General features: G+C 67.1%; 29 protein-coding genes and 2 pseudogenes. 12 read left to right on the top strand and 19 right to left on the bottom strand.

The features are described 5' to 3' along the window. The 3 genes from AWC19_RS28975 to AWC19_RS07780 form a co-directional block, all read right to left on the bottom strand. A partial coding sequence (locus AWC19_RS28975; RefSeq protein ID WP_142281066.1) for an Hsp70 family protein occupies positions 1-1534 on the bottom strand: 1534 nt, incomplete at its 3' end. A 128-nt stretch (positions 1535-1662) separates the two neighbouring features. Beyond that, on the bottom strand, positions 1663-2748 hold the full coding sequence (locus tag AWC19_RS07785; protein WP_085077487.1) for an NAD(P)H-dependent amine dehydrogenase family protein: 1086 nt from the start codon (positions 2746-2748) through the stop codon (positions 1663-1665). 33 nt (positions 2749-2781) lie between these two features. Then, the gene (locus tag AWC19_RS07780) at positions 2782-3228 is read right to left on the bottom strand and encodes a MarR family winged helix-turn-helix transcriptional regulator (RefSeq protein WP_085077486.1); all 447 of its coding nucleotides are present in this window, start codon (positions 3226-3228) and stop codon (positions 2782-2784) included. Between the two features lie 66 nt (positions 3229-3294). On the opposite strand from AWC19_RS07780, the gene AWC19_RS28970 reads away from it, so the two are divergent. The 5 genes and pseudogenes from AWC19_RS28970 to AWC19_RS07760 all read left to right on the top strand — a co-directional run. Then, positions 3295-3666, top strand: a complete 372-nt coding sequence (locus AWC19_RS28970) for an antibiotic biosynthesis monooxygenase family protein (RefSeq protein WP_142281065.1) — start codon at positions 3295-3297, stop codon at positions 3664-3666. 6 nt (positions 3667-3672) lie between these two features. Beyond that, positions 3673-4020: an MmpS family transport accessory protein gene (locus AWC19_RS28965; protein WP_142281064.1), complete on the top strand. Its 348-nt coding sequence runs from the start codon at positions 3673-3675 to the stop codon at positions 4018-4020. A gap of 8 nt (positions 4021-4028) precedes the next feature. Beyond that, positions 4029-5324: a cytochrome P450 gene (locus AWC19_RS07770; RefSeq protein ID WP_085077485.1), complete on the top strand. Its 1296-nt coding sequence runs from the start codon at positions 4029-4031 to the stop codon at positions 5322-5324. Positions 5325-5359: 35 nt separating this feature from the next. Beyond that, entirely contained in the window at positions 5360-5899 is a 540-nt protein-coding gene (locus AWC19_RS07765; protein WP_085077484.1) for an ester cyclase, read from the top strand. An 11-nt stretch (positions 5900-5910) separates the two neighbouring features. Then, positions 5911-6153: pseudogene (locus tag AWC19_RS07760) on the top strand (hypothetical protein); the annotation flags it as partial. On the opposite strand, the gene AWC19_RS07755 reads toward AWC19_RS07760, so the two are convergent. Further along, complete coding sequence (locus tag AWC19_RS07755) at positions 6150-6845, bottom strand: haloacid dehalogenase type II (protein ID WP_245848818.1); 696 nt, start codon at positions 6843-6845, stop codon at positions 6150-6152. The pseudogene AWC19_RS07760 and the gene AWC19_RS07755 overlap by 4 nt on opposite strands. 72 nt (positions 6846-6917) lie before the next feature. Here AWC19_RS07755 and AWC19_RS07750 point away from each other — a divergent pair, with 72 nt between their 5' ends. The 3 genes from AWC19_RS07750 to AWC19_RS07740 all read left to right on the top strand — a co-directional run bounded on the left by AWC19_RS07750 (position 6918) and on the right by AWC19_RS07740 (position 8287). Further along, entirely contained in the window at positions 6918-7286 is a 369-nt protein-coding gene (locus AWC19_RS07750; protein WP_085077483.1) for a YidH family protein, read from the top strand. Continuing rightward, entirely contained in the window at positions 7283-7594 is a 312-nt protein-coding gene (locus AWC19_RS07745) for a DUF202 domain-containing protein (RefSeq protein ID WP_085077482.1), read from the top strand. The genes AWC19_RS07750 and AWC19_RS07745 overlap by 4 nt, the downstream gene beginning before the upstream one ends. 207 nt (positions 7595-7801) lie before the next feature. Beyond that, positions 7802-8287, top strand: coding sequence for a DUF5994 family protein (locus AWC19_RS07740; RefSeq protein WP_245848816.1), 486 nt, complete (start codon positions 7802-7804; stop codon positions 8285-8287). On the opposite strand, the gene AWC19_RS07735 is transcribed toward AWC19_RS07740, so the two are convergent. The 5 genes from AWC19_RS07735 to AWC19_RS07715 form a co-directional block, all read right to left on the bottom strand. Then, positions 8265-9002: an Rv3717 family N-acetylmuramoyl-L-alanine amidase gene (locus tag AWC19_RS07735; RefSeq protein ID WP_085077480.1), complete on the bottom strand. Its 738-nt coding sequence runs from the start codon at positions 9000-9002 to the stop codon at positions 8265-8267. The genes AWC19_RS07740 and AWC19_RS07735 overlap by 23 nt on opposite strands. After that, on the bottom strand, positions 8999-10285 hold the full coding sequence (locus AWC19_RS07730) for a condensation domain-containing protein (protein ID WP_085077479.1): 1287 nt from the start codon (positions 10283-10285) through the stop codon (positions 8999-9001). The genes AWC19_RS07735 and AWC19_RS07730 overlap by 4 nt, the downstream gene beginning before the upstream one ends. A 204-nt stretch (positions 10286-10489) precedes the next feature. Continuing rightward, on the bottom strand, positions 10490-11146 hold the full coding sequence (locus tag AWC19_RS07725; protein ID WP_085077478.1) for an enoyl-CoA hydratase-related protein: 657 nt from the start codon (positions 11144-11146) through the stop codon (positions 10490-10492). After that, entirely contained in the window at positions 11143-11775 is a 633-nt protein-coding gene (locus AWC19_RS07720) for a TetR/AcrR family transcriptional regulator (RefSeq protein WP_085077477.1), read from the bottom strand. The genes AWC19_RS07725 and AWC19_RS07720 overlap by 4 nt, the downstream gene beginning before the upstream one ends. 46 nt (positions 11776-11821) lie before the next feature. Then, entirely contained in the window at positions 11822-12649 is an 828-nt protein-coding gene (locus AWC19_RS07715) for a DUF3060 domain-containing protein (protein WP_158090848.1), read from the bottom strand. Between the two features lie 151 nt (positions 12650-12800). Between AWC19_RS07715 and AWC19_RS07710 the strand changes: the two genes are divergently transcribed. Next, entirely contained in the window at positions 12801-13421 is a 621-nt protein-coding gene (locus tag AWC19_RS07710) for an SDR family NAD(P)-dependent oxidoreductase (protein WP_211284876.1), read from the top strand. A 303-nt stretch (positions 13422-13724) separates the two neighbouring features. On the opposite strand, the gene AWC19_RS07705 is transcribed toward AWC19_RS07710, so the two are convergent. The 9 genes and pseudogenes from AWC19_RS07705 to AWC19_RS07665 all read right to left on the bottom strand — a co-directional run bounded on the left by AWC19_RS07705 (position 13725) and on the right by AWC19_RS07665 (position 21261). Further along, positions 13725-14000: an antitoxin VapB family protein gene (locus tag AWC19_RS07705; RefSeq protein WP_085077475.1), complete on the bottom strand. Its 276-nt coding sequence runs from the start codon at positions 13998-14000 to the stop codon at positions 13725-13727. 283 nt (positions 14001-14283) lie between these two features. Next, positions 14284-15225 carry an endonuclease/exonuclease/phosphatase family protein gene (locus tag AWC19_RS07700; RefSeq protein ID WP_085077474.1) on the bottom strand — a complete coding sequence of 314 codons (942 nt, stop codon included), beginning with the start codon at positions 15223-15225 and terminating at the stop codon, positions 14284-14286. Beyond that, a complete protein-coding gene (locus AWC19_RS07695; RefSeq protein WP_085077473.1) occupies positions 15191-18292 on the bottom strand; it encodes a DEAD/DEAH box helicase in 3102 nt (1033 codons plus the stop codon). Before AWC19_RS07695 ends, AWC19_RS07700 begins: the two co-directional genes overlap by 35 nt. A gap of 216 nt (positions 18293-18508) precedes the next feature. Continuing rightward, on the bottom strand, positions 18509-18916 hold the full coding sequence (locus tag AWC19_RS07690) for a type II toxin-antitoxin system VapC family toxin (RefSeq protein ID WP_085077472.1): 408 nt from the start codon (positions 18914-18916) through the stop codon (positions 18509-18511). Continuing rightward, a complete protein-coding gene (locus AWC19_RS07685; RefSeq protein ID WP_085077488.1) occupies positions 18913-19173 on the bottom strand; it encodes a type II toxin-antitoxin system Phd/YefM family antitoxin in 261 nt (86 codons plus the stop codon). Before AWC19_RS07685 ends, AWC19_RS07690 begins: the two co-directional genes overlap by 4 nt. Positions 19174-19246: 73 nt before the next feature. Continuing rightward, positions 19247-19534, bottom strand: a complete 288-nt coding sequence (locus tag AWC19_RS07680; protein ID WP_372508662.1) for a hypothetical protein — start codon at positions 19532-19534, stop codon at positions 19247-19249. Between the two features lie 4 nt (positions 19535-19538). Further along, positions 19539-19991 (bottom strand): annotated as a pseudogene (locus AWC19_RS30440) (VOC family protein). 74 nt (positions 19992-20065) lie between these two features. After that, positions 20066-20557, bottom strand: coding sequence for a DUF309 domain-containing protein (locus tag AWC19_RS07670; RefSeq protein ID WP_085077470.1), 492 nt, complete (start codon positions 20555-20557; stop codon positions 20066-20068). 251 nt (positions 20558-20808) lie between these two features. Further along, the gene (locus tag AWC19_RS07665) at positions 20809-21261 is read right to left on the bottom strand and encodes a VOC family protein (RefSeq protein ID WP_085077469.1); all 453 of its coding nucleotides are present in this window, start codon (positions 21259-21261) and stop codon (positions 20809-20811) included. An 85-nt stretch (positions 21262-21346) separates the two neighbouring features. Here AWC19_RS07665 and AWC19_RS07660 point away from each other — a divergent pair, with 85 nt between their 5' ends. The 3 genes from AWC19_RS07660 (at position 21347) to AWC19_RS07650 (ending at position 23632) form a co-directional block, all read left to right on the top strand. Continuing rightward, positions 21347-22603, top strand: a complete 1257-nt coding sequence (locus AWC19_RS07660) for a cytochrome P450 (RefSeq protein WP_085077468.1) — start codon at positions 21347-21349, stop codon at positions 22601-22603. A gap of 31 nt (positions 22604-22634) precedes the next feature. Continuing rightward, on the top strand, positions 22635-23168 hold the full coding sequence (locus tag AWC19_RS07655; RefSeq protein ID WP_085077467.1) for an IS1096 element passenger TnpR family protein: 534 nt from the start codon (positions 22635-22637) through the stop codon (positions 23166-23168). Between the two features lie 158 nt (positions 23169-23326). Then, positions 23327-23632: a helix-turn-helix domain-containing protein gene (locus AWC19_RS07650; protein ID WP_085077466.1), complete on the top strand. Its 306-nt coding sequence runs from the start codon at positions 23327-23329 to the stop codon at positions 23630-23632. 238 nt (positions 23633-23870) lie between these two features. Here the strand turns inward: AWC19_RS07650 and AWC19_RS28955 are convergent. Beyond that, positions 23871-24114: PNPOx family protein (locus AWC19_RS28955; protein WP_142281062.1), on the bottom strand; the 244-nt coding region annotated here is incomplete at its 5' end.

The raw sequence follows: 24114 nt of genomic DNA, 5'->3' as shown, positions 1-24114 counted from the left end.
CTTCGTGGCCGTGCTGGACGAGGCGTTGCGGCGCAACGGGATTCGCGACCTCGTCGCCGGGTGACGGCGGTGGCTGTGGCGTCGTGGACGGTGCGGGTGCCGGGGAGGTCGGGGTGCTCGTGACTGGCGGCGTGCTCGCCGGCTTGTCGTCGCCGCCCAACGCGATCGCCAACGCGGTGCCGACCAGCGCCAGCGCCACCACGGTGCTGATGATGATCACCCCCGGCAGCCGGTACCACGGGATGACCGGCTTTTTGGGTTCCGGGGCCGGGCGTTCGGGTTGGTCGAACTTGATCGCCGGGCGGGCCGAGGTGTAGCCCGAGCCCCCGGCGGCGGGCATGGCCCGCGACTCGCCGGCCGGCGCTTCCGACCAGGCCATCGCGGGCATCGCACTCGACGCCGGCGCCTCGGCCGTGGCGGTCGACCCCGGCCACGGCTGCGCGGCCCGCGCGACCGGAGCGGCCGCCGTCGCCAACACCGGCACCGGGGCGGCCGGGGCCGCTCTCGTCGCGCTGGTGTCCTCGGGGCGCGCCGCCCGCAGCGCCCCGCCGATCGCGGGCGTCAGTTGGGGACGCGGCGCGGTGACGACCGGAACCCGAAGGTGTCCCGACAGCGTCGTGGTGACCGACGGGATGTTCGCCCCGCCACCCACCGACACCACCGCGACGAGGTCGCGAATCCCGTTGCGCCGCAACGCCTCGTCCAGCACGGCCACGAAGTTGTTCAGCGGCTCGCGGATCACCTCGTCGAGCTCGTTGCGGGTGAGCCGGATGTCGTCGGCGAGGCTGGTCACCGTGTTCGACGAGAGTTGCTCCTTGGCCGTGCGGCACGCCGCCCGCAGCCGGCTCAGCGCCCCGATGGCCGAGGTGTCGAACGAACCCCCGCCGGGCGCGTCGGCCAAAACGGCGGTCAGCAGCGCCTGGTCGATCATGTCGCCGGAGAAGTCGTGGTGCCGCACGGTCGGCGCGAGGGGCTGGCAGTCACCGGCGGTGTCCATCAGCGTGATGCTGGTGCCGCTGCCGCCGAAGTCGCAGACCGCGACGGTGCCGCGGGCCGGGATGCCGGGGTTGGTCCGGGCGGCGACCAGCGCGGCGGCGGCGTCGGGGATGAGCAGGGGCGGCCGGGCGTTGTGCGACCATTCGACCACCCGGCCCAGGGCGGCGCCCGTGGCGTCCACGGACTTGGCCGACCAGTGCGCGGGATAAGTGACGGCGACGCTTTCGGGCAGCGGCCGCCCGCCGGTGGCGGCGTAGGCCAGGGCCCGCAGCGCGTCGGCGACCAGTGCCTCGCTGCGGTGCACCGAGCCGTCGGCCGCGACGATGCCGACCGGATCGCCGACGCGGTCGACGAAGTCGCTGACGACCAGGCCAGGCTCGTCGAGCCGGGGGTTTTCGGAGGGCACGCCCACTTCCGGCGGGCGTTGCCGGTACAGCGTGAGGACCGGCTTGCGGGTGATCGCCAGGTTCGCGGTCACGGCCGCGAGGTTCGTGGAACCAATCGACAAGCCCAGCGCGGGCCTAGCTTCGTCGGCCATCTGTCCCATCCCCGTATTGAGCGGCATGCAGCCAAGCACATTCATTCTGCCGCCAATACCTATAGCCTTTCAAAGTATCGGCTATGCCTCAGCTGTGTGCCCGCCTGCCCGCAGCTGTGCGGCCCTGGTCAGCGGATGTTGCCGGCGCCGGCGATCAGCGGCAGGTCCAGCGGAGTCACCCAGCCCGGCCGCAGGTCGTTGACGGCGGGCACCGCGTTGAGCGCCCGCATCCCCGTCGCCAGGCAGCCCGCCGTCGCCGCGTCGCGGCCCGAGCCGTCGGTGAACCGGAACGCCGTTTCCTGGAAGATGCTCGGCGTGCCTTCGATGTCGACGCGGTAGACGTCGTTGTCGTGGCCCGACGGCCAGTCGGGCGCGGCATCGAGCCCGATGCGGTTGACGTGTTCGAGCTGGATGCGGGTCTCGCCCTGATAGACACCGTTGATGGTGAATCGGACGGCCGCGACGTGGCCGGGCTTGATGACGCCCTTGGCGGTGGTGCGCTCGGTCGGGGTGACCCATTTGTCCCATGTCGTGGTGATCTCGTCGAGCATGATGCCGGCGGCGTGGGCGATCATCGGGACCGTCGCGCCCCACGCGAAGATCAGCATGTTGGAGTCTTCGAGCAGCGGGCTGTATTCGGGCTCGCGGCCGATGCCCATCTCGACCTCGTAGTCGCCCTCGTAGTTGGTGTAGTCCAGCAGCTCGGACGCCCGGACCCGGCGCACCTCCGAGCACAGGCCCATCAGCGTCATCGGGAACAGGTCGTTGGCGAACCCGGGGTCGATGCCGGTGGTGAAGCACGACGACTCGCCCAGCTCGCAGGCCTCGGTGATGGGCTCGATCCAGTTCGGCGGGTTCAGGTGCATGCTCGGCCACACCCACGGCGTCATCGCCGTCGAGCACACGTCGATGCCGGCCCGCAAAAAGCGCGTGATCAGCGCGATGTTGTCCTTGGCGTGCATCGCCGTCGGGCCGTAGTGCACCAGCGCGTCGGGTTTGAGCGCGATCAGGGAGTCGACGTCGTCGGTGGCGGTGATGCCGACCGGTTCGGGCAGCCCGCAGATGTCGCCGACGTCGCGGCCGACCTTGTCGGGGTTGCTGACGCCCACGCCGACCAGCTCGAACAGCGGATGCTTGACGATCTCGGAGATCACCATCTTGCCGACGAACCCCGTGCCCCAGACCACCACACGCTTTGAGCCGTGTTCCGACATGGCGTTCACCCTAAGCCCGCGCGCCGCGGGGCTCTAGACCTCGTCCGGCGCGGCTTCGAGGTTTTCCGCGCAGCGTTCCAGCAGGCCGGCGAGTTGCTTGCGCGCCGAGGCCGGGATGCCGTGCAGCATCTCGGCTTCGACGGCCTCGACCGCGGCGTGGCTGCTCTTGAGTCGCCGCAGCCCGAGCGGGGTCAGCTGCAGCGCCTGGGCGCGGCCCCGCGCCTGGTGGTCGGACAAGGCGACCAGCCCGGCGGCGGTCAGTCCGCCCAAAACGTCGCGCACCGACTGGCGGGTCACGAAGCACAGCCGCGCCAGTTCGGAGGCCGACGCGTCCGGGTGATCGTGCAGCGCACGCAGCACCGCGTACTGGGACATCGACAGCCCGATCGGCTTCAGCGCGGCGTCGCAGCGGCGGCGCAGGTTCTGCTGCACCCGCTTCACCAGATACCCCGGGCCACGCTCGATCTGAGCTCTCCTCATGACAAGAACCTTACATCGCGCTATGGTGTGGTGTGAGGTTCCTGACATAGATGGGAAGGTCCGAAGATGACCACGATCCACGAGCACGCCCCGCTGGCCACCCTGATCAACGTCTTCACCGTGGCGCCCGAGCGGGCGGCGGAACTCGCCGACATGCTGCGCGCCGCCACCGAGGAGACGATGCGGTTCGTCCCCGGCTTCGTCTCGGCCAACATCCACCTCAGCACCGACGGCACCCGCGTCGTCAACTACGCGCAGTGGGAAAGCGCCGAGGCGTTTTACGCGATGCTGCAGGACCCGGGCGCGCGCGAACACATGGACCGCTGCGCGGCGCTCGCGACGAGCTTCGACCCGCACCTCTACACCGTGGAATCGGTGCACCGCGCGCCCGGCGCCGACGAAATTCCTTCCCTGCCGCCCCACCGGGTGACACGATGAGAAACCATGACCAGTCATCTGCGCGGGCCGGCGATCCTGTTGGCGGTCGGCGTCGGTTTCGCGAACGCGTCCGGTGTCGCCAACGCCCTGCCCCAGTTCCCCATGGTCCGCTACGAGGTGAGCGGCCCCGCCGTCGCCGAATACATCTCGTACCAATCCGACAACGGCCAGCGGCGCGCGGTGAATGCGCCGCTGCCGTGGTCGACGGAGTTCACCTCGTTCGGCGGGCAGGCGTTCGTCATCAGCGCCCAGGGCGCGGGCCCGATCACCTGCAAGATCCTGCTCGACGGCAACGTCGTCAGTAACGCGACCGCGACGACGGGCACGCCCGCCCGCACCATCTGTTCGCACTAGGTTCGCCCGTGCCACAGAGGACCGGGATCGCGCCGCGGGTGAACGGCGCACCGCCGCCGAAGATTCCGCTTGCCGACATCCATCTCGAGTCGCTGGACTTCTGGGCGCTCGACGACGACCACCGCGACGCGGCGTTCGCCACCCTGCGCCGTGAGGCGCCGATCTCGTTCTGGCCCGCGATCCAGCTGGAAGGGTTCCAGGCGGGCAACGGGTATTGGGCGCTGACCAGGCTCGACGACGTCCACTTCGCCAGCCGGCACCCCGAGATCTTCAGCTCCAGCCCCAACATCACGATCAACGACAACGCGCCGGAGATCGCCGAATACTTCGGCTCGATGATCGTGCTCGACGATCCGCGGCATCAACGGCTGCGCTCGATCGTCAGCCGGGCGTTCACCCCGAAGGTGGTGGCCCGCATCGAGGCGTCGGTGCGGGAGCGGGCCCGCCGGCTGGTCGCCGATTTGATCGCCAACCATCCCGACGGCTCGGCCGACCTGGTCGGCGAGCTGGCCGGGCCGCTGCCGCTGCAGATCATCTGCGACATGATGGGCATTCCCGAGGAGGACCATCAGCGGGTATTCCATTGGACCAACGTGATTCTCGGGTTCGGCGACCCCGACCTGACGACGAACTTCGAGGAGTTCATTCAGATTTCGATGGACATCGGCGCCTACGCGACCGCGCTGGCCGAGGACCGCCGCGTCAATCACCGCGACGACCTGACCACGGCCCTGGTGGAGGCCGAGGTCGACGGCGACCGGCTGTCGTCGTCGGAGATCGCGTCGTTTTTCATCCTGCTGGTGGTGGCCGGCAACGAGACGACGCGCAACGCGATCAGCCATGGGGTGCTGGCGCTGTCGCGGTATCCCGCCGAGCGCGAGAAGTGGTGGGCCGACTACGACGCCCTGGCGCCCACCGCGGTCGAGGAGATCGTGCGGTGGGCCTCGCCGGTGGTCTACATGCGCCGCACGCTGACCCGCGACGTAGAGCTGAGCGGCGTAAAGATGGCCGCCGGCGACAAGGTCGCGCTGTGGTACAACTCGGCCAACCGCGACGAGTCAAAGTTCGCCAACCCGTGGCTGTTTGACCTGGCGCGCAACCCCAATCCGCATCTGGGCTTCGGCGGCGGCGGCGCGCATTTCTGCCTGGGCGCCAATTTGGCGCGCCGCGAGATCCGGGTGGTGTTCGACGAATTGCGCCGCGAGATGCCGGACGTCGTCGCGGTCGAGGAGCCCTCGCGGTTGCTGTCGCAGTTCATTCACGGGATCAAGAGGCTGCCGGTCGCCTGGACTCCCCCACGTTAAGTCCCGCGGTAACTTCCGCGGTCTACGCTGACCCGGTGACCATTACCGCCTTTCCCGCTCCCGAGGTGCTGGCCGCCCGCGAGAAGCTCGTCCTCGACCACTTCCGCGACGAGGTCCGCCAGGACTGGGACGACGTGTTGGCGACGTTCCCGCACCCGCGCTACGAGCTGATCCCGCAGATGGTCGTCCACGACGGCGAGCAGGCGGTGCGCGGCTACTACGTCTACACGCGCACCGCGTTTCCCGACCAGGACCACGAGATCATCGCGCTGCGCCACAGCGCCGACGCGGTGATCGTCGAGTTCTGGCTGATGGGCACCCACCGCGGCTATCTGGGCAAGGTTCCGCCGACCGGCAGCCGCTTCCGGGTCCGCATGACCGCCTACTTCGTGTTCGACGAGACCGAAACCCTTGTCTGCGAACGCATCTACTTCGACACGCTGACCATGATCAAGCAGCTGCTGGGTGGGCTGGACATGAAGAGGCCGGCGAACTGGTGGCTGGCCGCCCGCTGCGTGCGCGGTTTTCTGGCGATGTCGTCGGAAAAGCCCGACCCGGCACTGACTTCCGCGTAAGCTGCGGCGATGCGGCCGCGGCGCCCGGCCCGCGCACCGTCGAGTGGATCGACCCTCGGGCGGGCCAGTGGGTGGCTGAGGTCGACTGCGGCACACCGCATTTGGCCGAGGTGTATCGTGGCGCCCCGGTGGCCGCCGACGACCCGATCGACTCCAACCAGGACCGCACCGGCGCCGACCCCACGCCCAGCACCGTCATCTGCCTGCTGCAGGCCGCCGACGGTCAGCCGCTGACCGGGTCCGCGCGCCACTAGCAGCCGAGCTGCGCCGCCAGGTCCAGGAAGTCGGCGGCGTTGACGTCGAACTCGTCCGAGTAGGCGACGTCGGCGTCGCCGTCGGGCCCGAATTCCAGCGGGCGCGCGACGAAGGCGGTCGCAAACCCGAACCGGCCCGCGGCGCGGACGTCGTACTTGTGGCTGGCCACCATCATGATGTCGGCGGGGTCGAGGCCGAGGTAGCGGGCGGCCAGGCGATAGATCGCGGGGTCGGGTTTGAACACCCCGGCCATCTCGGCGGCAAAGATCGCGTCCCAGGGCAGGCCGGCGCGCTTGGAGATGTTGACCACCGCCGACACGTCGGCGTTCGACAGGGTGGCCAGCGTGTAGGCACCCTTCAGCCGGGTCAGCCCGGGCACCACGTCGGGCCACGGCCGCAGCCGCTGCCAGGCCAGCGTCAGCTCCTCGCGCTCGGCGTCGGAGAATCCGGTGATGCCGCAGTCGGCGAGGACGGTGTCCAGCGCGCGGCGATACACCGAGCGCACCGAAACCCAACCACTCCCCTGCGCTGCCTCCAAAGCGACGAAATAGCCTGCGCGCCAGCGCTTCACGAACTCACCCCAGTCGGCGTCGGGGTGCCGCCCGGCGCTGATGCGCGCCGCCTCCTCGCACACCGTCGAGTAGAAGTCCGTCGCCGTGCCCTGCACGTCGAACAACAACGCCTTGACCACAGCCCCATCTTGCCGGGCCGTGCGGGTGGTTAAGATCGGCGGCGTCGAAACCCTTGACCTACGAGGTGGTTCGTGGCCGACAACGCCGGGGCCGGGCCCGAAGAGCGCGAGCCCGACTACCGCTTCACTCTGGCCAACGAGCGCACCTTTCTGGCGTGGCAGCGCACCGCGCTCGGGCTGCTCGCGGCGGCCGTCGCGCTGGTGCAGCTGGTTCCCGAGCTGACGGTGCCCGGCGCGCGGCGCACGCTGGGCGTGGGTTTGGCGGTGCTGGCGATCCTCACCAGCGGGATGGGCCTGCTGCGGTGGCGGCAGGCCGACCACGCGATGCGCCGCGGCGAGCCGCTGCCCCGCCATCCCACGCCGGCCTACCTGGCGGTGGGGCTGAGCGTGGTGGGCTTGGTGGCGCTCGGGTTGGTGGTCGCCAAGGCGGTCATGGGGTGAGCGACCGGGCGAACGACCCGGCCGACCGGACGACGCTGGCCTGGACCCGGACGTCGTTCGCGTTCCTGGGCAATGGCGCGCTGCTGACCATCAGAAACCTGCACGGGCCGCTCCGGGCGACGGAGGTGATACCGGCTGTCCTGGCCGCCGCCGTCGCGGTGGGCACCTACCTGATGGCCCTGCAGCGCCAGCACAACCTGCAGTGCGACCCCCACCCCGCCCGCATCACGCCCCGCCGGCAGGTGTACGTCCTGGGGATCTCCGTGCTGGTGCTCATCGTCGCGACCATGATCGGCCAAGTGTTCTAGCCAGCCGTTGCGGCGGCCCGTCGAATTAACGATGCGGCAGGAGCGTAAAGTCGGAGACGAGCTTTTTCGTTGTCAGCGGTGGTCCACCCGACGGGACGATATCCACGGGCAATGTGATTCCTCCGTCGCCCCGCACCGGCGGGGCGGTCGACGCCGAGGTGAAGGAACGCCCGTGAGCCCCGCAGCCCGCCGATCCGAATGCCGACGGTGACCTATCCGCGGGCGGCCCGACGCCGACACGACCCCATCCGGCTCTCCGTGGCGCGCGAGCTTGGTCACGACATCGACGGTGCGTGGTGGCCGCGCAACGACCGCATCACCAACGAACTGCCCGAGCTGATCGCCGTGCTCAGGCCGTTGCTCGGCGAGGTCACGTCGATCAACGTCAATTGGCCGCCGCTGCAACGACCGCCCGAATACAACTGGCCCGGATGGGAGGGCAAGCGTCAGCACGTGATGACCATCGCCGGCCGCGACGCCCACGTCAACCTGCTGATCGTTCCCTACGCGACGTACACCGCGCTCGCGCTGATGGTGCTGCGGCGCGCCGCGAACCTGCCCATCGACGCCGCCGACCAGGCCAAGCCCGCGTTCCTGACCGCCGGCATGATTCTTTACGCCGCCCAACAGCAATGCGCCCCAATCGGTTCCGCGAAGGCCAAGGCGGATCTCAGCGGGCATTCAAGTACGTGACGATCCCCTGGGTGACGGCGTCGGCGTATTTTGCCCGGCCGTCGGGGCTTTCCATGCGCGCGGCGTCCTCGGGGTTTTTCATGTTGCCCAGCTCGACGAGGATCGCCGGGTACTGGGCCAGGTTGAGCCCGGCGAGGTCGTCGCGGCCATACAGGCCGTCCGACCCGACATAGTTGGAAGGCTGAAATCCCGCCTGTACCAACGCATCCCGCATGGTGCGCGCCAGCTGGACGGCGGGGCCGGCCTGCACGTCGTTGAGCGGCGGGCTGGAGTAGTTGACGTGGAAGCCCGAGCCAGACGGGGGTCCGCCGTCGGCGTGGATGCTCACGATCGCGTCGGGGTGCATCGCATTCGCCTGTGCCGCACGCTGATCCACGCAGGGCCCGACGGAGCTGTCGTCGCCGCGCGACAGCTGGGTGTGCACGCCCACCTGGGTGAGCGAGCCGTTGATCAACCCAACGACCGCCCAGGTGAAGGCGTGCTCGGTGTAGCCGTCGTTGGCGGCGGCGCCCGAGGTTTGGCAGGCCTTGGTGCCGCCCCGGCCGTTGGTCACCTGCTGGTTGATGGAGGCGTCGTTGACTGCGTTGTGGCCCGGGTCGAGGAAGACGGCCGCCCCGGAAAGGCTTGCGCCGGCGCGCGGGACGAACAACGCGCCCGCACCGAGCAGCACCGGTGCGACACCGGCGAGCTTCAGGACGGTGCGCCGATCAGTCATCGCGCGATGGTAGCAACCTCTGTCCTCTCGTCGACGGCGGCGACCAGCGCCGCACCGACGCCTTTCAAGAACGTGCTGGGCACGCTGTAGCCGCAGGTGGCCATCCGCAGCTGGCCCTGGTAGGTGGTGATGCCGATGAAATATTCGCCGTCGGTTTGGGTTTGGAGGAGCGGCCCCCAGATCGCGGTGGGGCGCAACGGGCAGGCGTCGGCGAGGTTCTGCACGCCGACGTTGCTGGCGATCATCTCCCACGGGACCAGGCGGGTGAAAACATTCACCGCCTCGTCGGCTGCGGCGTCGACCGGCATGGCGTGCTCGATGGCGAGCGAGGCGGTGCGGATGCCGCGCGCCGACCTCGCCACCTCGAGGTGTGCGGTCATCGCGCGCGCCTGCTCCCAGAACGCCGTCCCGTCCCACGGCGCCAACCCCGTGGAGGTCGACTGGATGTACAACCCGCAGTCCCGCCGCAGCCCGATCAGCGCCCGGATGTTCATCGGATTGAGCACGCGCACAAAGTCTTCCCCGGTGTCGGCGGCGCGCACCCGGCACGCCGCGGTCACGATCGCCGCGTGCACCGTCGCGCGTTCCGCGCGGCACCGCGCCACCAGCCTCGCGGCGTCCAGCTCCGCCATGGCCATGGCGTGGACGTTGGTCAACGTGCCGTCGAAGGGGCGGAGGGTGCTGGGCTCGGTCATCCGTGGGTCGCTGGGGAGATCGGCGGAGTCGAACGGGTCGAGTCGGCCCAGCGTGTCGGCGACGAGCTGTTCCTGAGTCGGCGGTGTCGGGAGATCCAGCAGCGTCGCGCCGTTGAGCGCGGCGACCAGGTCGTCGAGCACCAGGACGGCCGATATGCCGTCGGCGATCGCGTGGTCGAAGGTCAGCACCAGCGCACTGGACGTGGGTCCCTGCACCAGCGACGCGCGCATCAGCGGTGCGCGCGAGCGGTCGAACGGCCGGCCGAGCTCCTCGGCGGCGGTGGCCTCCCACGACGCTTCGGGGCTGCGGTAGACGGTCAGGGTGATGGGCGCGACCGTTGGCGCGCGACAGAAAGCCAGGCGGGTGTCCGGGCGGTCCTCGACGTGGGCCGAGAGCAGGGGGTGGCGTCGCTGCACGGCGGCCAGGGCCCGTTTCAGCCGGCGTGCGGTCAGCACCTCGTCGAACTCCGCCGCCATCAGGAAGTGGTCGGGATGGCGTTCGGCGAAGCGGTAGAACAGCCGTTCCACCGCGCCAAGTGGGCGGATGAGCGTCGTTGCCGAGCGGTCCTGCGGGTTGCCTTCGCGCACCGGATCTCCAAACGCCGACGGACTGCGTCACCATGCAGACGGATCGCGGTGCGGTTTGGTTCAGGGCGTTTCGAAGGCCGCCACGCTCGCGTTTGCCGCGTCGGCGGCCGCGGCGGCAATCGGGCTGCCGGCCACCGCGCGCACACAAATTCCGGGCACTTCTTTCGGGTGTCGCGGGATTCCTACGACCTGGGCTGAAGTGCTTCAGGCGTCGGTCAACGCCTGGACCGCGGCGCGGAACATGGTTTGTTTGATCGCGCCGAGCGTGCCCGGGTCCTTGCCGGCCAAAGGGCGCAGCAGGTCGGTGGCAGCTTGTGCCACCTTCCCCTCGGCGGCGGTGGCGTCGACGATGCCGAACTCGGCCGCCTCTTCCCCGCCGAAGCGTCGCCCGGTGGTCATCGACGCGACCGCGGCCTGCGGCGTGAGCTTGGCCTGGATCAGCGCGGCCATGCCGTCGGTAAACGGGATCCGGATGTCGACCTCGGGGAAGCAGAAGTAGCCGCGGTCGGCGCGCATCACCCGAACGTCGTGGGCCATGGCGAGCATGGCGCCGGCGCCGAAGGCGTGCCCGGTGACCGCGGCCGCGGTCGGCGCCGGGAAGGTCAGCACGCGGGCCAGCAGCGCCTGCACGCCGGCGACGTAGGACTGGGCCTGCTCGGCGTGGGCGGCCAGCCAGTCCAGGTCGAGGCCGTTGGTGTAGAACTTGCCGCGCGCGGTGGTGACCAGGCCCTGCGCGCCGGCCTTTTCGGCGTCGTCGAGGTGCGCGTTAATCGCGTCGAGAAACTTTGGGGAGAAACGGTTTTCGTCCTCGCCCAGGTCGACGACGGCGATCGTGTCGTCCCAGGTCAGTGTCGGTGTCATCGGGTGTTTCCTTCCTTGGTTTTGCGTCTGGGCGGCGGCGGGCCGACGGCCAGCACGGCGCGCACCGCCGCGCGCAGCCGTTGCCGCGCGTCGTGGTCGTGGATTCGGTTGCGGCTGAGCAGGATTGCGGTCGGTAGGTCGACGATGCAAGCTGTGACGACGTCGACGGCGGCGGCGTCCTTGCGGTCCCACAGGGCGCGGGCGAGGCGGATCATGGTTTGGATCAGCAGGCGGTCCAGGTCGCGCAGCTCGGCGGCGATGTCGGGGGGCGTGTCGGGGCCCAGCAGGTCGTCGCGGCGGACCGTCAGGATGAGTTGCGAAGAGTGCGGATGCGCGTCGGCGAACACCGCGGGCGCCTCGGCGGCGGCCACCACCGCCGCAGCGGCGTCGTTGGCGGGTGCGGCGTCGATCAATTCGGTTTGGGCGTCGAGGAATCGGTGCCCGGCGCGCAGCCATGCGCGGCCCACCAGGCCCGCGCGGGAGCCGAAGGTGTGATAGACCGCGCCGTTGGACACGCCGGTCGATTCGCTGATCGCGCGGATGGTGACCGCCGCGGGCCCGTGTTGCGCCGCCAGGCGTTCGACGGCGTCCAGGATCTGGTCCTGGTTGTAAAGACGGGGGCGGGGCACCGTCGCAGCATAACAGAGCGCGCGCTCTGTTATGCTTGGCGGGCCGTCAGCCCTGGCGAATGTTGTTGGAGTAGCCCGAATCGGTGACGTTCGGCTTGCCGGAATGGTAGGTGACGTTATTCTCGTAGCCCGATACGACGACGTTGTCGACGCTGTCGACGGTGACGTTGTTCTGGTAGCTGGAGATCGCCAGGGTTGCGCAGTGGCCGGTGACGTTGAACGTGATCCCGTAGCTGGACAGCTTCAAAGTGCCGTTGTTGCAGGCGTGGTCGGTGACGGTGTTGCCGTAGCCGGTGGACTCGACGGTGTCGGCGCTGTCGACGGTGACGTTGTTGTCGTAGCCGCCGACGGTGAGGCCGGCGCAGTGGCCGGTGACCGTGTACATGGTGTTGGTGCCATACAACGTGAGGTTGCCGTCGTTGCACGCGATCGTTCTGGCGTCCCCGCTGCCGCCGACGCGCAGCTCGCCGCCTTGCGGCACCGCCGTCGGGCCGGCGCTGGTCGTCGTCATCCTGGGGGTCTTGGGTCTCGGGGCCGAACCGCCCGAGGTGGAGCGGGCGAAGTGCGCCACGAGGCTGAAGATGGTCGGCACGACGAACACGACCAGGATGAGGACGAGGGTCCAGGGGAATCTGCGTCGCGGCGACGGGGCGCCGAAGCCGTAGGGCGAGGCCCGCGGGTACGGAGCGCCCGGGTAGGGAGCGCCGCCGGCGTCAGGGGTGCTGCCCGCGGAGGGCGGGCCGCTCGTATAAGAGGCGCCGCCCGAGTAGGTCGGGGCATCGGTGTACTGGGGTGGACTTTGGGCGCGCCGGTTCATGTCGGCGAGCTCTTGTTCCAACTCGCGGATCCGCTTTTCGGGATCGTCGTCCTTCATTTGCCACATGGTTCCATATCCGCAGTTAGCGGGGTAGCCCTCGATTTGCAGGCGATCATTGACAGCGGTTGCCGGGGTCTCGATACTCCACGAAGACCGTCGGCCATCGTTCGGCCACGGCTGACTGGTTGGGGCGCAACGGAGGTCGGTCGTGATCGATTTGGGGCTACCCGGTAAACGCGCGGTGGTGTCGGGTGCGGGCTACATCCCGCAGCGCGCGGGCCGCGGCCGGTTCACGTCGCTGGCCCTGGCCGACGCCAGCGCCATGGTGGCCTGCATCGACATCGACGAGCGGCGCGCGCATCGCATCGTCGACGAGATCGCCGGCCGGGGCGGCAACGCCGTGCCGATCGTCGCCGACATGACCGACCCCGTGCAGGTCGGCCGCGCGATCGACCACGCCGTCGCGGCGCTGCGCGGGCTCGACGTGTGCGTCGACATCATCGGCGCCGCTACCTGGTCGAAGGTCGAGGACTTCACCACCCAGTTGTGGGACGCGACGATCCACTACAACCTGACCCAGGTGTTCTACCTTTTCCAAGCCGCGGGCGGGTACATGATCGCCCAGCGCAGCGGCGGATCGCTGGTGGCCATCGCCTCGGTCGACGGCATCGCGGCGGCCACCTGCCACGCCGCCTACGGCGCCGCCAAGGCCGGCGTCATCTCGCTGGTCAAGACCTTCGCCGGCGAGCCGGGGCGCAACGGCATTCGCGCCAACGCGGTCGCGCCGGGCAATGTGGGCTCGGGCAACGAGGACGCCCCGCGCGCATGACGTCGCCACCGCCGCGTTGTTCCTGCCCTCCGAGCTTGCCGCACGCACCACCGGTTAGACGCTCGTCGTTGACGGCGGTACGACCGTTCGCCAGCTACGGGGGCTGCCGGAGTCGACGATCCCGTCCAACCCGCAGGCCGCTTTGCCCGACTTCATGCAGCTCCGGCCGTCGGTCTAGCGCTGGTGGATTAGCGGCCAGCCCGGCACCGAGCGCCATCGTCGAAAGGAACAACTCGGCATCCGGCGAGCGTCCGAGAACTCGGTGCGCAGCTCCCTCGTCGTCACCCCCGGCGCGTTCGCGCTCTAAGTCGATGAGGAACGTGGTGTCGATGCTGGGCCGGGGCGCCATTGGTCCGCGGGCGGTGCGTCCGCCCGCTGCGCCTCATCGAGGCGTTCGAGCACGTCGGCGCTCACCGTCGGCAATTCGGCGAGCGCATCCAGAAGCGCTGCCGCCGTTGCGGATTCGTTGCGCCAGTGCGCGCGCATGATGACCTGAGAGAACGATTCGTTGGGAGTACGCCGAGCGGCCCGCAGGCGCTCGTATGCCTCGAGATCGATCGATATCGTCTTTGTGGCCATACCGCACGTATACATCCATGGGCCTGCGTATGCAACGATGCGCTACGCTCCCCCGGATTTTCCGGTCAAACGGCCGCGTAGCCCGGGCCCCTGACCGAGATATGAAGGAGGCGTGCAGTGAAGTCGCCGGTCGACGGGGCCTTCGGCAAGTACGAAATCAGGCGCCTGATCGGCACGACCCATCCCGTCGCGGGTATTACGGCGTACAACTGAGGTGCAAGGCACGTGCTTGTCACGCTCAAGATCAATCACGCCGTTCGGCCTTGTGAGTGCAGCCGTTGAGCTATTGAGGTGGAGGCGCAAAGTGCTTCAAAGCGCGGTACGACTCGAGTCGCGCCGCCACTATCGGCGGCAAGTCGCTGTAACGTACCCCGCCGGCGGCAATGGGTCTTTTCCATTGATGATCGAGCATGCGCTTACCAAGTGAACCGTCCTTCCGGAGGAACGGGCCCCAAATCTGAACTTGCTTGAGCACGCCGGCAACCCACTCGGCAGTTACGTGCGTGGGACGGAATGGCTGGACGGCGTTTTCGCCATTAAGGGCACAGATCATGTCCTCAAGAGCGCCGAGCGCCAGATCGAAACGTATGCGGATGCGCCGATCCCCGACGACGTTCCCGACGGGGCTGCCGGACGAGTCGCATGTCTCGCCGAGTTGGTTGCCATTGGGCTCTAGCTGAGGGGTCGTCTCGCTTAGAGTGCTGAGTCCCGTTTGATCACGGCTTTCTTCCGACATGTTGATCTCCGCTAGGACGCTGGCGTGGTCCGACACCCCAGCCGTTCGGGGCTGGTGAAGTATCGTGGCTTTCGCGATCGAGTGGCGCAGGGCCGGCGAGACGAAGATGTAGTCCAACCGAAACCCGTTGAGGTCTTCAGAATTTGCTGTGCCCTTGTTTTTGCGCTTTGAGTACCAGGTGTAGTCGCGGACATTGCGGTGCAGGTACCGCCATGTGTCGACAAAGCCAATGTCGATCAGGCTCGTCATGTAGCGCGAGAGCCTGAACATTTCGCCCTCGGTGTCGATGCGAAACCCAGTATTGAAGTCGCCCATGATGATTACGCGGCGGTCCTCGTGGGCGGCGGCATACTCAACGGCACGTTCCCATAGAAGCTGCTTGCGCTTGGCACCCGAGATGCCGTAGCCGCTCTCAAACTTGTTGTCTGGAGTGCCCGGGATGTGCAGTCGCCATTCACGCGACTGCTGCTCTGGATGCCATGAAGACATCCATCGGCATCGGATGCCGCGTCCGCCAGGTGATCGCCATCGGACGATCCCCTTCATGCGACACGTAGTCAGCCGGCCCCAGAAATGTGTACGGCGACGCACCCAGCGCAGTGCTCTTCGCCTCGCGCACGAACAGCAGGATGTGGGATCCGCGCTCCCGGTGATGTATATAGCGCTGCCCGGTGGGTGATGCTGAGGATGTCGTCGATTGAGATTCCCAGTGGAATAACTCTGGGCTCAGCGCAAAGTCGCGGTACATTGTGGTCGGCGAGTAATCCGTTTCCGTCTTCTTGAGAGTGATCAGGAAAGCGTCGGCGTTGACCGACTCACACCAAGCAACGCCTTCGCGCATGGTGCTCGGGGTACGCCGGAAGGACGCGAACCCAAGAGCTGCCAGAATCTCCTCGCGCGAGTAGCTGGCATGCACTGCCAGCGGCACTTCGGCTAGATCAGGAACGAGCTGGTCCAGCGCGTACGTGGTGCGCCGTGCGTTGTCGAAGGCGATGTCGATAACCTGTCGGAGTTCTTCGACGACAGGCTCGTCGAGTATCGCCGCGAGTCCTGCTGCCACGCTGTCAAATCCGCCGCCGTTCGGAAACAGCGAGAAGAAGAGCATCTCGGCAAGCCGCTTCTCGGTTGGGTCCACCAATTGTGCGCTCCCACTCAAGATGCCGAGATAAGCGGTGTGGCGTCGCCGGTCGTCGACATGGGCCAGCGCGCGAACACGTTTGATGAGGTCATGTTCGCGTGGTCCAGCGTCGGCCACGATCTTGCCGGCATCGCGGCACAACACCGTCCACGACCGGCCGGTGCGCAAAATGTCTTCTAGACCGCGGCCAGAAGCATCGAGATACGAGCTGAGACAAGTGCCGGGATGGGCGCGCACCTCCGATACCAATGCCGCCCAGCGAGGCGCCAACTGCTGTCGGATGTTCTGCAGCACCATGTTGCGTGATACAGCGTCCAGCACGATCTGGCTTCCGGATGGCAGGAACGGAAAGCCTTGCTCCACTTGCCGCATCAGCTGTTTGCGGCCAAGCCCCGTCAGGGCGCGAAACCTTTGGTCGAAGCGGAACTCACGACGTTGGTGCCCAACAAAATCCAAGGCGGTGAGCACGGTCTTGCCCTCGGTCAACCGCAGACCTCGGCCAAGTTGCTGCAAGAACACCGTGGCACTCTCAGTCGGGCGCAGAAACAGCACGGTGTCGATCTCGGGAACGTCGAGGCCCTCGTTGAACAGGTCGACGGCAAACAAGATGTTAATTTCCCTGTCCCGCAGGGCTTTCAGTGCTTCATGTCGTTCGGCCGGTTGTGTATCCGCTGACACGGCGCGGGCCGGAATCCCCGCAGCGACAAAGCGATCGGCCATGTAGCGAGCGTGGTCGATGCTAACGCAAAAGCCAAGGGCCCGCATCGCCGACACGTCGGCCACCTTATCGCGGAGTTCCTTGAGGATAATCCGCACGCGGGCGTCGTTTCCGGTGTAGAGGTTGCTGAGTGCCGCGAGGTCGTATCCGCCGCGCCTCCACTGCAAATCACCGAGATCAACCCCGTCATAGACTCCGAAGTAATGAAACGGGCACAGCAGGTGCTGTTCCAGCGCTTCCCATAGCCGAAGTTCGGCGGCCACTCGCCAGTCGAAAAATTCCCGGACATCCACGCCGTCGCCTCGCTCGGGCGTTGCGGTCAGTCCGAGCAGTTCGATCGGCCGTACATGATGGAGCAACCGCCGATAGGACGCCGCTTCAGCATGGTGGAACTCGTCAATCACCACCACGTCGAAGTGGTTGGGCTCGATGGTCGCAAGTCGATCAGCCGACAGTGACTGGATACTTGCAAAAACATGTCGCCACCTGGTGGGCTGGTCGCCGGCAATCAGGAGCTCACCGAACGTCGGCTCGGTCAACACCTCCTGATAAATGCGCCTTGCCTGCGTCAAGATCTCCTTGCGGTGCGCCACGAACAAAAGCGACAAGTCCCGTCCGTGGGTGTCGCGCACGAGGCGGCGATAATCCAGCGCGGCAACCACCGTCTTGCCTGTCCCGGTTGCCGCCACGATCAGGTTGCGATGCCGATCGTGCAACACCCGTTCCGCGTCGAGTTCCTCGAGCATTTCGGCCTGGAAGGGCTTGGGACACACCTCCAGGCCCGACAATGTCACCGTCACCCGGTCGCGTTGGCCTCCACCGGCAGCGATTTCGAGCGCCGTCCGCAGCTTCGCCCCGTCCGACGATGGCTGGTAAGCCTCGAACTCACGGTTCTCCCAGTAGGAGTCGAAGGTCGCACGAAACTTCTCCAGCAGATGCGGTGTCGACACCGCCGACAGCCGCACATTCCACTCCAGCCCGTCGACGAGCGCGGCGTGCGACAGATTGCTTGACCCCACATATCCGGTATGAAAGCCGGTGTTACGCCGCAATAGCCATGCTTTAGCGTGCAACCGGGTGCGCTGAGTTTCGTAGTTGACCCGCACCTGCGCGCCGAATTCCTCAACTAAAGCGTCAAGAGCGCGTGCGTCGGTGGCACCGAGGTAGGTAGTTGTGATGACCCGCAACGGCACGCGGCGCCGGCGAAGCTCGTTGAGTTCGTCTTCGAGCAGCCGCAGGCCCTGCCACTTGACGAATGCACATAGCAAGTCCACTTGATCGGCGCTGGCCAGTTCGGCGCGCAACTCCGCGGCCAACGTCGGCTCGTTGTGCGCATTGGTCATCAGCGCCGTGTCCGACAACGGAGTGGCGGGTCGAGGCAAACGAGCGACCCCGAGCCGGTTCGCCTCCGTCACCGCGTCGAGTCGCTCGATTTTCCCAGGTTCGCGTTGGTGCAGCGCGTCTTGAATCGCGTCGGGTTCAGGCAACGCGGCCAATATCTTGTGCACAAGGTCTGCGCGCGCCTGCGGCGTCGGTGTGTTGTGAAGCGCACGCTCGATGAGCGGCGTGAGGTGCCGCGCGATCGTCAGCGGCTGTTCGCCGAGGTCGACCGAACCAATTTCGGGGCGCAGGTTCGACCGCTCCGCCAGCTCACGATGCAACCGTTCCGTCAGCAGCGATTCGTAGAGGCCCTCTTGCACGCCGGCAGCGTAGCGGACTGGTCCGACAGTCGGGTCGAATCAGCTTTGGTTCCGAGGATTTGGTCGCGTCGAAACTCTCGGTTGCCATGGACGGCACGGAGTGACATGCCCTAGGCATGCGCGGTAGTGAGGTCTGGCCAAGGCTACTTGTTTCCGTAGAAGGACGCTTAAGGGTTACGTACGCGGTTCCTTTGCCACCTGTGCTGCGCCGCAGCGCTATACCCGAATGATCGCCACCTTAGGCGCACCATCCAGAACGGCGAAGTCGTCATCCTGGGTGACGACGGGAAGTCCTCGCGAAGCCGCGATGGCCGCAATCCATAGATCGTTGACGCGAACCCGTCGACCAGTTTCGGCGAGATGAATCCGCAACCGCGCCCACATTCGGGCCGCGTCGTCATCGACCGGCAGCGTTTCCATGTCAGCGATGGATTCCAGCGTCGCGAGGCGTTGCGCCCTGATGTCGGAAGTCGTCGCGACCAGCACGCCGGCGTGGAGCTCGGCGAGGGTGACGACCGTCGTGGCGACTTCGTCGGGGATCAGCGCCTCGTCGAGCGGCCGACTGCTTTCCGTGGCGATGAACACCGAGGTGTCGAGCACGCCGGCCACCGGCGGCTTGCTCACCGGATTGGCCCGAGATCGTCGGTGGTGTCGCCGGCGAGCATTGCGAGGTCCTGTCGCAAGCCGGCATCGGCTTGACTGCGGCGCAATCGCGAAAGGAACTCTGATTTGGTCAGCCAGCGCCGACGCCGCGGCCGAACAGCGGTAAGCACGGCGACCGGTCGGCCGTTGACAGTGATGGTGACGTCCTCCCCCTCCCGCACGCGCCGAAGCACCGCCGCGGTGTCATTGCGCAGCTCGCGAGACGCCACCTCAGACATGCTACAATTGTAGCATTTGTGTAGCATCGCGCTGTACGTCCGGAGGACGTTGCCCAACAGCCATTCCACCCTGTTAGGGCGCCGGCACGTACTGCTGGCACCGGTAACTGGCCGGGTCGCAGATCACCGGAAGGTTTGTCCAGCCGCCGTAGGTGCCAGGCACATCCCACGTCGGCATCAACGGGCCGGGGTTGTAGGGGTTTGGCATGTATTGGCAGGTATTGAAAGCCGCGCACGGAGGATCGGCGTGTGCGGGGCTGCTGCTTAGGACGCCCAGCGCAGCGGCCGCCAGCACCGCCGCAGTTATCGACTTCGAAATGACCATCGTGTTCTCCCGCCTCGTCGTCTGCACGAGCGGCATCATCTCAGCGGAGACCGACAATGTGGCGCACCTGGCCGTCCCGATAGGGCCGAGGCGGCAACGCCGCGCGACCCATCCGAAAGCAGTTCCAGCAGTTGCCCATCCGGATCGCGGACCATCGCCATCGCCTCCGTCACCGTCCCCTCCACCACCGCTCCCCCGAACTCCGTGACCTTCTCCGAAGCCCCAGGGAGATCGCACACCGACAACGAAATGTGCGTTAGCCCAATCTGATCCATGACGCGTCCCGACCCGGCATGCACCTGACGCTTCGAGCAGTCCATGAGTTCGAGCACAAACCCGTCGCACCAAGTAGATCGCGTGCACCCCGAGCGGCTCGGGAAGCTGCATCAGCTTGGCGGCGGGGCCGTCGGGCGGATCAAGCTCTCACCAGAACCGAAACCCCAGCACGTTCTCGTAGAACCGCCGCGACCGCCTCCCGATCGGAGACGCACAATCGGCATGGTTGGGCATGGCGGGGCCGGTGCCATTTCGCATACTCGACGCGCGGGCCGCACGCTTCAAAAGTCGCTATCCGCCACCGGGTTCGACTACCACTAGGCGTGGCCGCAGGCGCTGCGGCGCGATTTCGACACCTCCCGCCAGGTCGTCGATTAGCGCATCGGCATAGCCCACCAAACCGGCGACGTCGATCCCGTGGCGAGCCGGACGGTCGGCGCGGGAAAGACGGGCCGACGCGCGGCGCAGCAGACTGGTCGCCCCCGGGACGTTGCCGCGCTGGACATGGGTGAGGCCCACCGCGAGCTGCGCCAGACCCTGCCACAGCATCCGTTCCTCGTCGGGACCGTTCTTCCAGGCCGCCTCGAGGACCTCGTGCGCACTGAACGCTAGGCCCCGGTCCAGGAGATCCTGGGCATAGGCAAGGGTTTCGGCCGGTGCCAGCTCAAGGTGATCGGGGATCCGTGCCACGCCCTCACTGCCGTAGGGCAGCGGCCGGCCCAACGAATCACGCGGGCGAGCACTTCGGGGTCGACCCAATTCATCCCGGTCACGCTCGGCCATGCGCCCATCATGCCCCGCGCCGTACCACGTCTACGACGTTCACCATCCGGAGCCGGTCGGTGGCTCGCTCTCCAAGCCCGGTACGCCGGGCGCGGCCCGGACCACAACCTCGGCTGTTGCGATGGCCGCAGTCCGACCACCGACGGCGAAACCATCAACTGGTGGGAACGGGTGCCGCCGCGGAAACGCTCGTGACCTCGGCACGTGCGCACGAGAACAGCCGGCGGCGTCGACGCAAGTCGCCGGGCCCTTTAAGGCCGAGGCGGCAATGCCGCCAGCCAGCCGTCCGAAAGCAGTTCCAGGAGTTGCCCGTCCGGATCGCGGATCATCGCCATCGCGTCGGTCACCGTCTCTTCGACCACCGCTCCCCCGAACTCCGTGACCTTCTCCAATGCCCCGGGGAGGTCGGACACCGACAGCGAAATGTGCGTCAGCCCAATCTGATCCATGACGCGTTCCGACCCGGAGTGAACCTGACGCTTCGAGTAGTCCATGAGTTCGAGCACAAACCCGTCGCGCACCAAGTAGGTCGCATGCACCCCGAGCGGCTCGGGAAGCTGCACCAGCTTGGCGGTGGGGCCGTCGGGCGGATCAAGCTCCCACCAGAACCGAAACCCCAGCACGTTCTCGTAGAACCGCCGCGACCGCTCCCGGTCGGAGACGCACAATCCGACATGGTTGAAGGTCGTCCGGTGACTACTCATCGCGGCCTTTCTCGGCGGAACCCACGAGCGTAATAATGCAAAGATAGTGCAGATAGCCGAGCTCGCGTCGTGGAGGACTTCTCAGATGACAACCCGTCACGACGTCACCGCCGACTTCGACCATCACTCAGATGAATTCAACCTCAACGAGCTGGCCGTCAACGCCGACCTCAGACACAAATGCCCCGTCGCCTGGAACACGAACTACGGCGGGTTTTGGTACCTCAGCAGCTACGCCGCGGTGAGCCAGGCCGCACGCGACGGCGACACCTTCGCCCACAAATACGAGCCCGACTCCGCAGACGGCGTCGACTACCAAGGCGAGATGGGCGTCCCACGCCCGGAAGGCCAACCGGCCCTGGGCATCGGCGAGATCGACGGCCCCTACCACCAAGCCCTCCGGCACGCGCTGGCGCCGTTCTTCTCCCCCGGCGCCGTCCAGCAGATGAAACCGTTCATGGAGCAATCGGCGCACTGGTTCCTCGACCAAAAAGCCACCCACGGGCACATGGACCTCGTGCTCGACTACGCCAGCCCGGTCCCGGCCATCCTCACCATGAAGCTGATGGGCCTGCCCTACGACAACTGGCACCTCTACGCCAACCTCTTTCACTCCGTCATGGCCCTGCCGGTAGATAGCACCGAATACGCGAGCGCCATCGCCGAAGTCCCCGCCATGATGCAGGGCGTCCTCGACTTCGCGGCCGCCCGAAAGGCCGACCCGAAAGACGACCTGACCAGCTTCCTCCTCCAATTCGAATTCGACGGCCAGCGCCTCACCGACGAACAGCTGCTCAACATCCTGTGGAACCTCATCGCCGGCGGCGTCGACACCACCACGTCCCAAACCGCGCTCACCCTCGAGCACCTCGGCACCCACCCGGAGCTAAGACAACAACTCATCGACCACCCCGAGCTGCATCGCACCGCCACCGACGAATTCCTGCGCTACTTCTCGGTCAACCAGACCCTGAGCCGCACCGTCACCAGAGACGTCGACCTCGACGGCCAACGCCTAAGAAAGAACGACAAAGTCGTCATCAGCTGGCTGTCCGCCAACCACGACGAGAAGGAATTCCAAAACCCCGACAAGATCGTCCTGGATCGAACCCCCAACCGCCACTTGGCATTCGGGCTCGGGCCGCATCGCTGCGTCGGCTCGCACCTGGCGCGGCTGATGTCGCAGGTGATGGTCAAGGCGGTGCTCGACCGCATCCCCGACTACCAGGTCGACGTCGACAACGTCCACCAATACCTGGGCAACCCCAGCATGACGGGGCTGGGCACGCTGCCGATCACCTTCACCCCCGCAGGAAGCCGGGGCACGCCGCGCCCTTGGTGATCGCCGCCCGGGAAGGGCAGTATCGGTAGCCATGGCCCGAACCTGGTTGTCGATCCGAGTCGATCTGGTCAGCGGACGCGGCGAGCATTACTGGCCCCGGCCGGGACGCGTCTTCGCCGCGTCGAGGTCACACCGCTTCAGCCAGCTCGCCGAGGCGATCGACACCGCGTTCGCCCGCTGGGACCGCGCGCACCTTCACAAGTTCGAGTTCGCCGACGGCCGGGCGATCGGCCAGCCCGAGTTCGACGACTTCGACACGGGGATCCTCGACGGCGAGACGACCAAGTTGTCGACGTTGTCGCTCGGCGAGCGGTTCGTCTACGAATTCGATTTCGGCGACGGCTGGACACACCTCTGCGAGGTGGCATCCGAACGCATCGATCCCGAAGCCGAACTCGGAATCGTGCCGCGATCTCCGCTTCCGTATTGGGGCTGGGGCGTAATCCCCGACCAGTACGGCCGCCGCTGGATCGACGACGACGGCGGAAGCGCCGAGCCGCCCGACCCGGGATTCAGCGACCTGCCGCCGCTACAGCCGGGATGGGGCCTGCAGGGGCGAGATTAGGCCCGTCCGGGTTACCTCAAGCTGTCGATCCGCCGACGCAGCATCTGCGCGAGCAGCGTAGTTTGGCGATCGTCGAAGCCGATTTCCCCGCACTTGTCCGGCCAGTCCTCCGCGGCGTCGACGATCGCGTCGATCATCCTTGCGACCTGGCCGAGCTCATGGCCGCTCACGGCATGCACGACAGCACTGACCTGATTCCCCGGCTTGCCGAACGCGGGATACAGCTGTCGCGGCCCCAGGTGTATCGCGTGGTTCATCAACGGCCCGAACGGGTCTCACTGCAACTGATGGCAGCGTTGTGCGACATCCTGGGCTGCGGCGTCGAAGACCTGGTCATCGTGACCGCCACCGACGTCTGCCGGCGCAAGACCGCCTCGGGCACGACCCCGCCGGCGCCCAACGTCGTCGAACTCAACAAGTGGGTGCGACCACGGCGTGCCCGGGTCATCAGCGATGACGATTGAGCCCAATCCCCGCTCGACACGACGTGGACGGCCCCCGGTTACCGATGGTGGTGATTAAGCATGCAGCAGGTGTCGGCGCATGGCCAACAAGCTGCGGGTGTACTGGCCGGGCGATCAGCCGCCTTCTTGCCGGCTACTGCTCCTTCCATCGTTTTTGGTTGCTGTGCAGTGCTTTCCGCCTGCTCCCACCTCGCCTGAGCGCCCGGCCCACTCCGCCCCGGCGCCGGTTTCGGAGCGCTCACTGCTGGTGGCACGGGGTCAGTGCAATAACAGGGATCTCACGCGAGGTCATTGCACGGTATTGGGACCAGCCCGGATTCTCGGCGGCAAAACGATCCATCAGGTCGTGACGTTCGCGATCGACGACGACGACTGTCGCGATGGCCGCGAAGCGGTGGTTATCGCAACCGTTTACTCCCACTTCCCCACTCGCGAAGATCTCCTCGCGCACCTGATCGCCGAGCGCATGACCCGGCTCACCG

The organism is Mycobacterium palustre (assembly GCF_002101785.1).
Lineage (GTDB): Bacteria > Actinomycetota > Actinomycetes > Mycobacteriales > Mycobacteriaceae > Mycobacterium > Mycobacterium palustre.
Note: the sequence above shows the minus strand (reverse complement) of the source record. Positions and strands in the feature narration are given on the sequence as shown.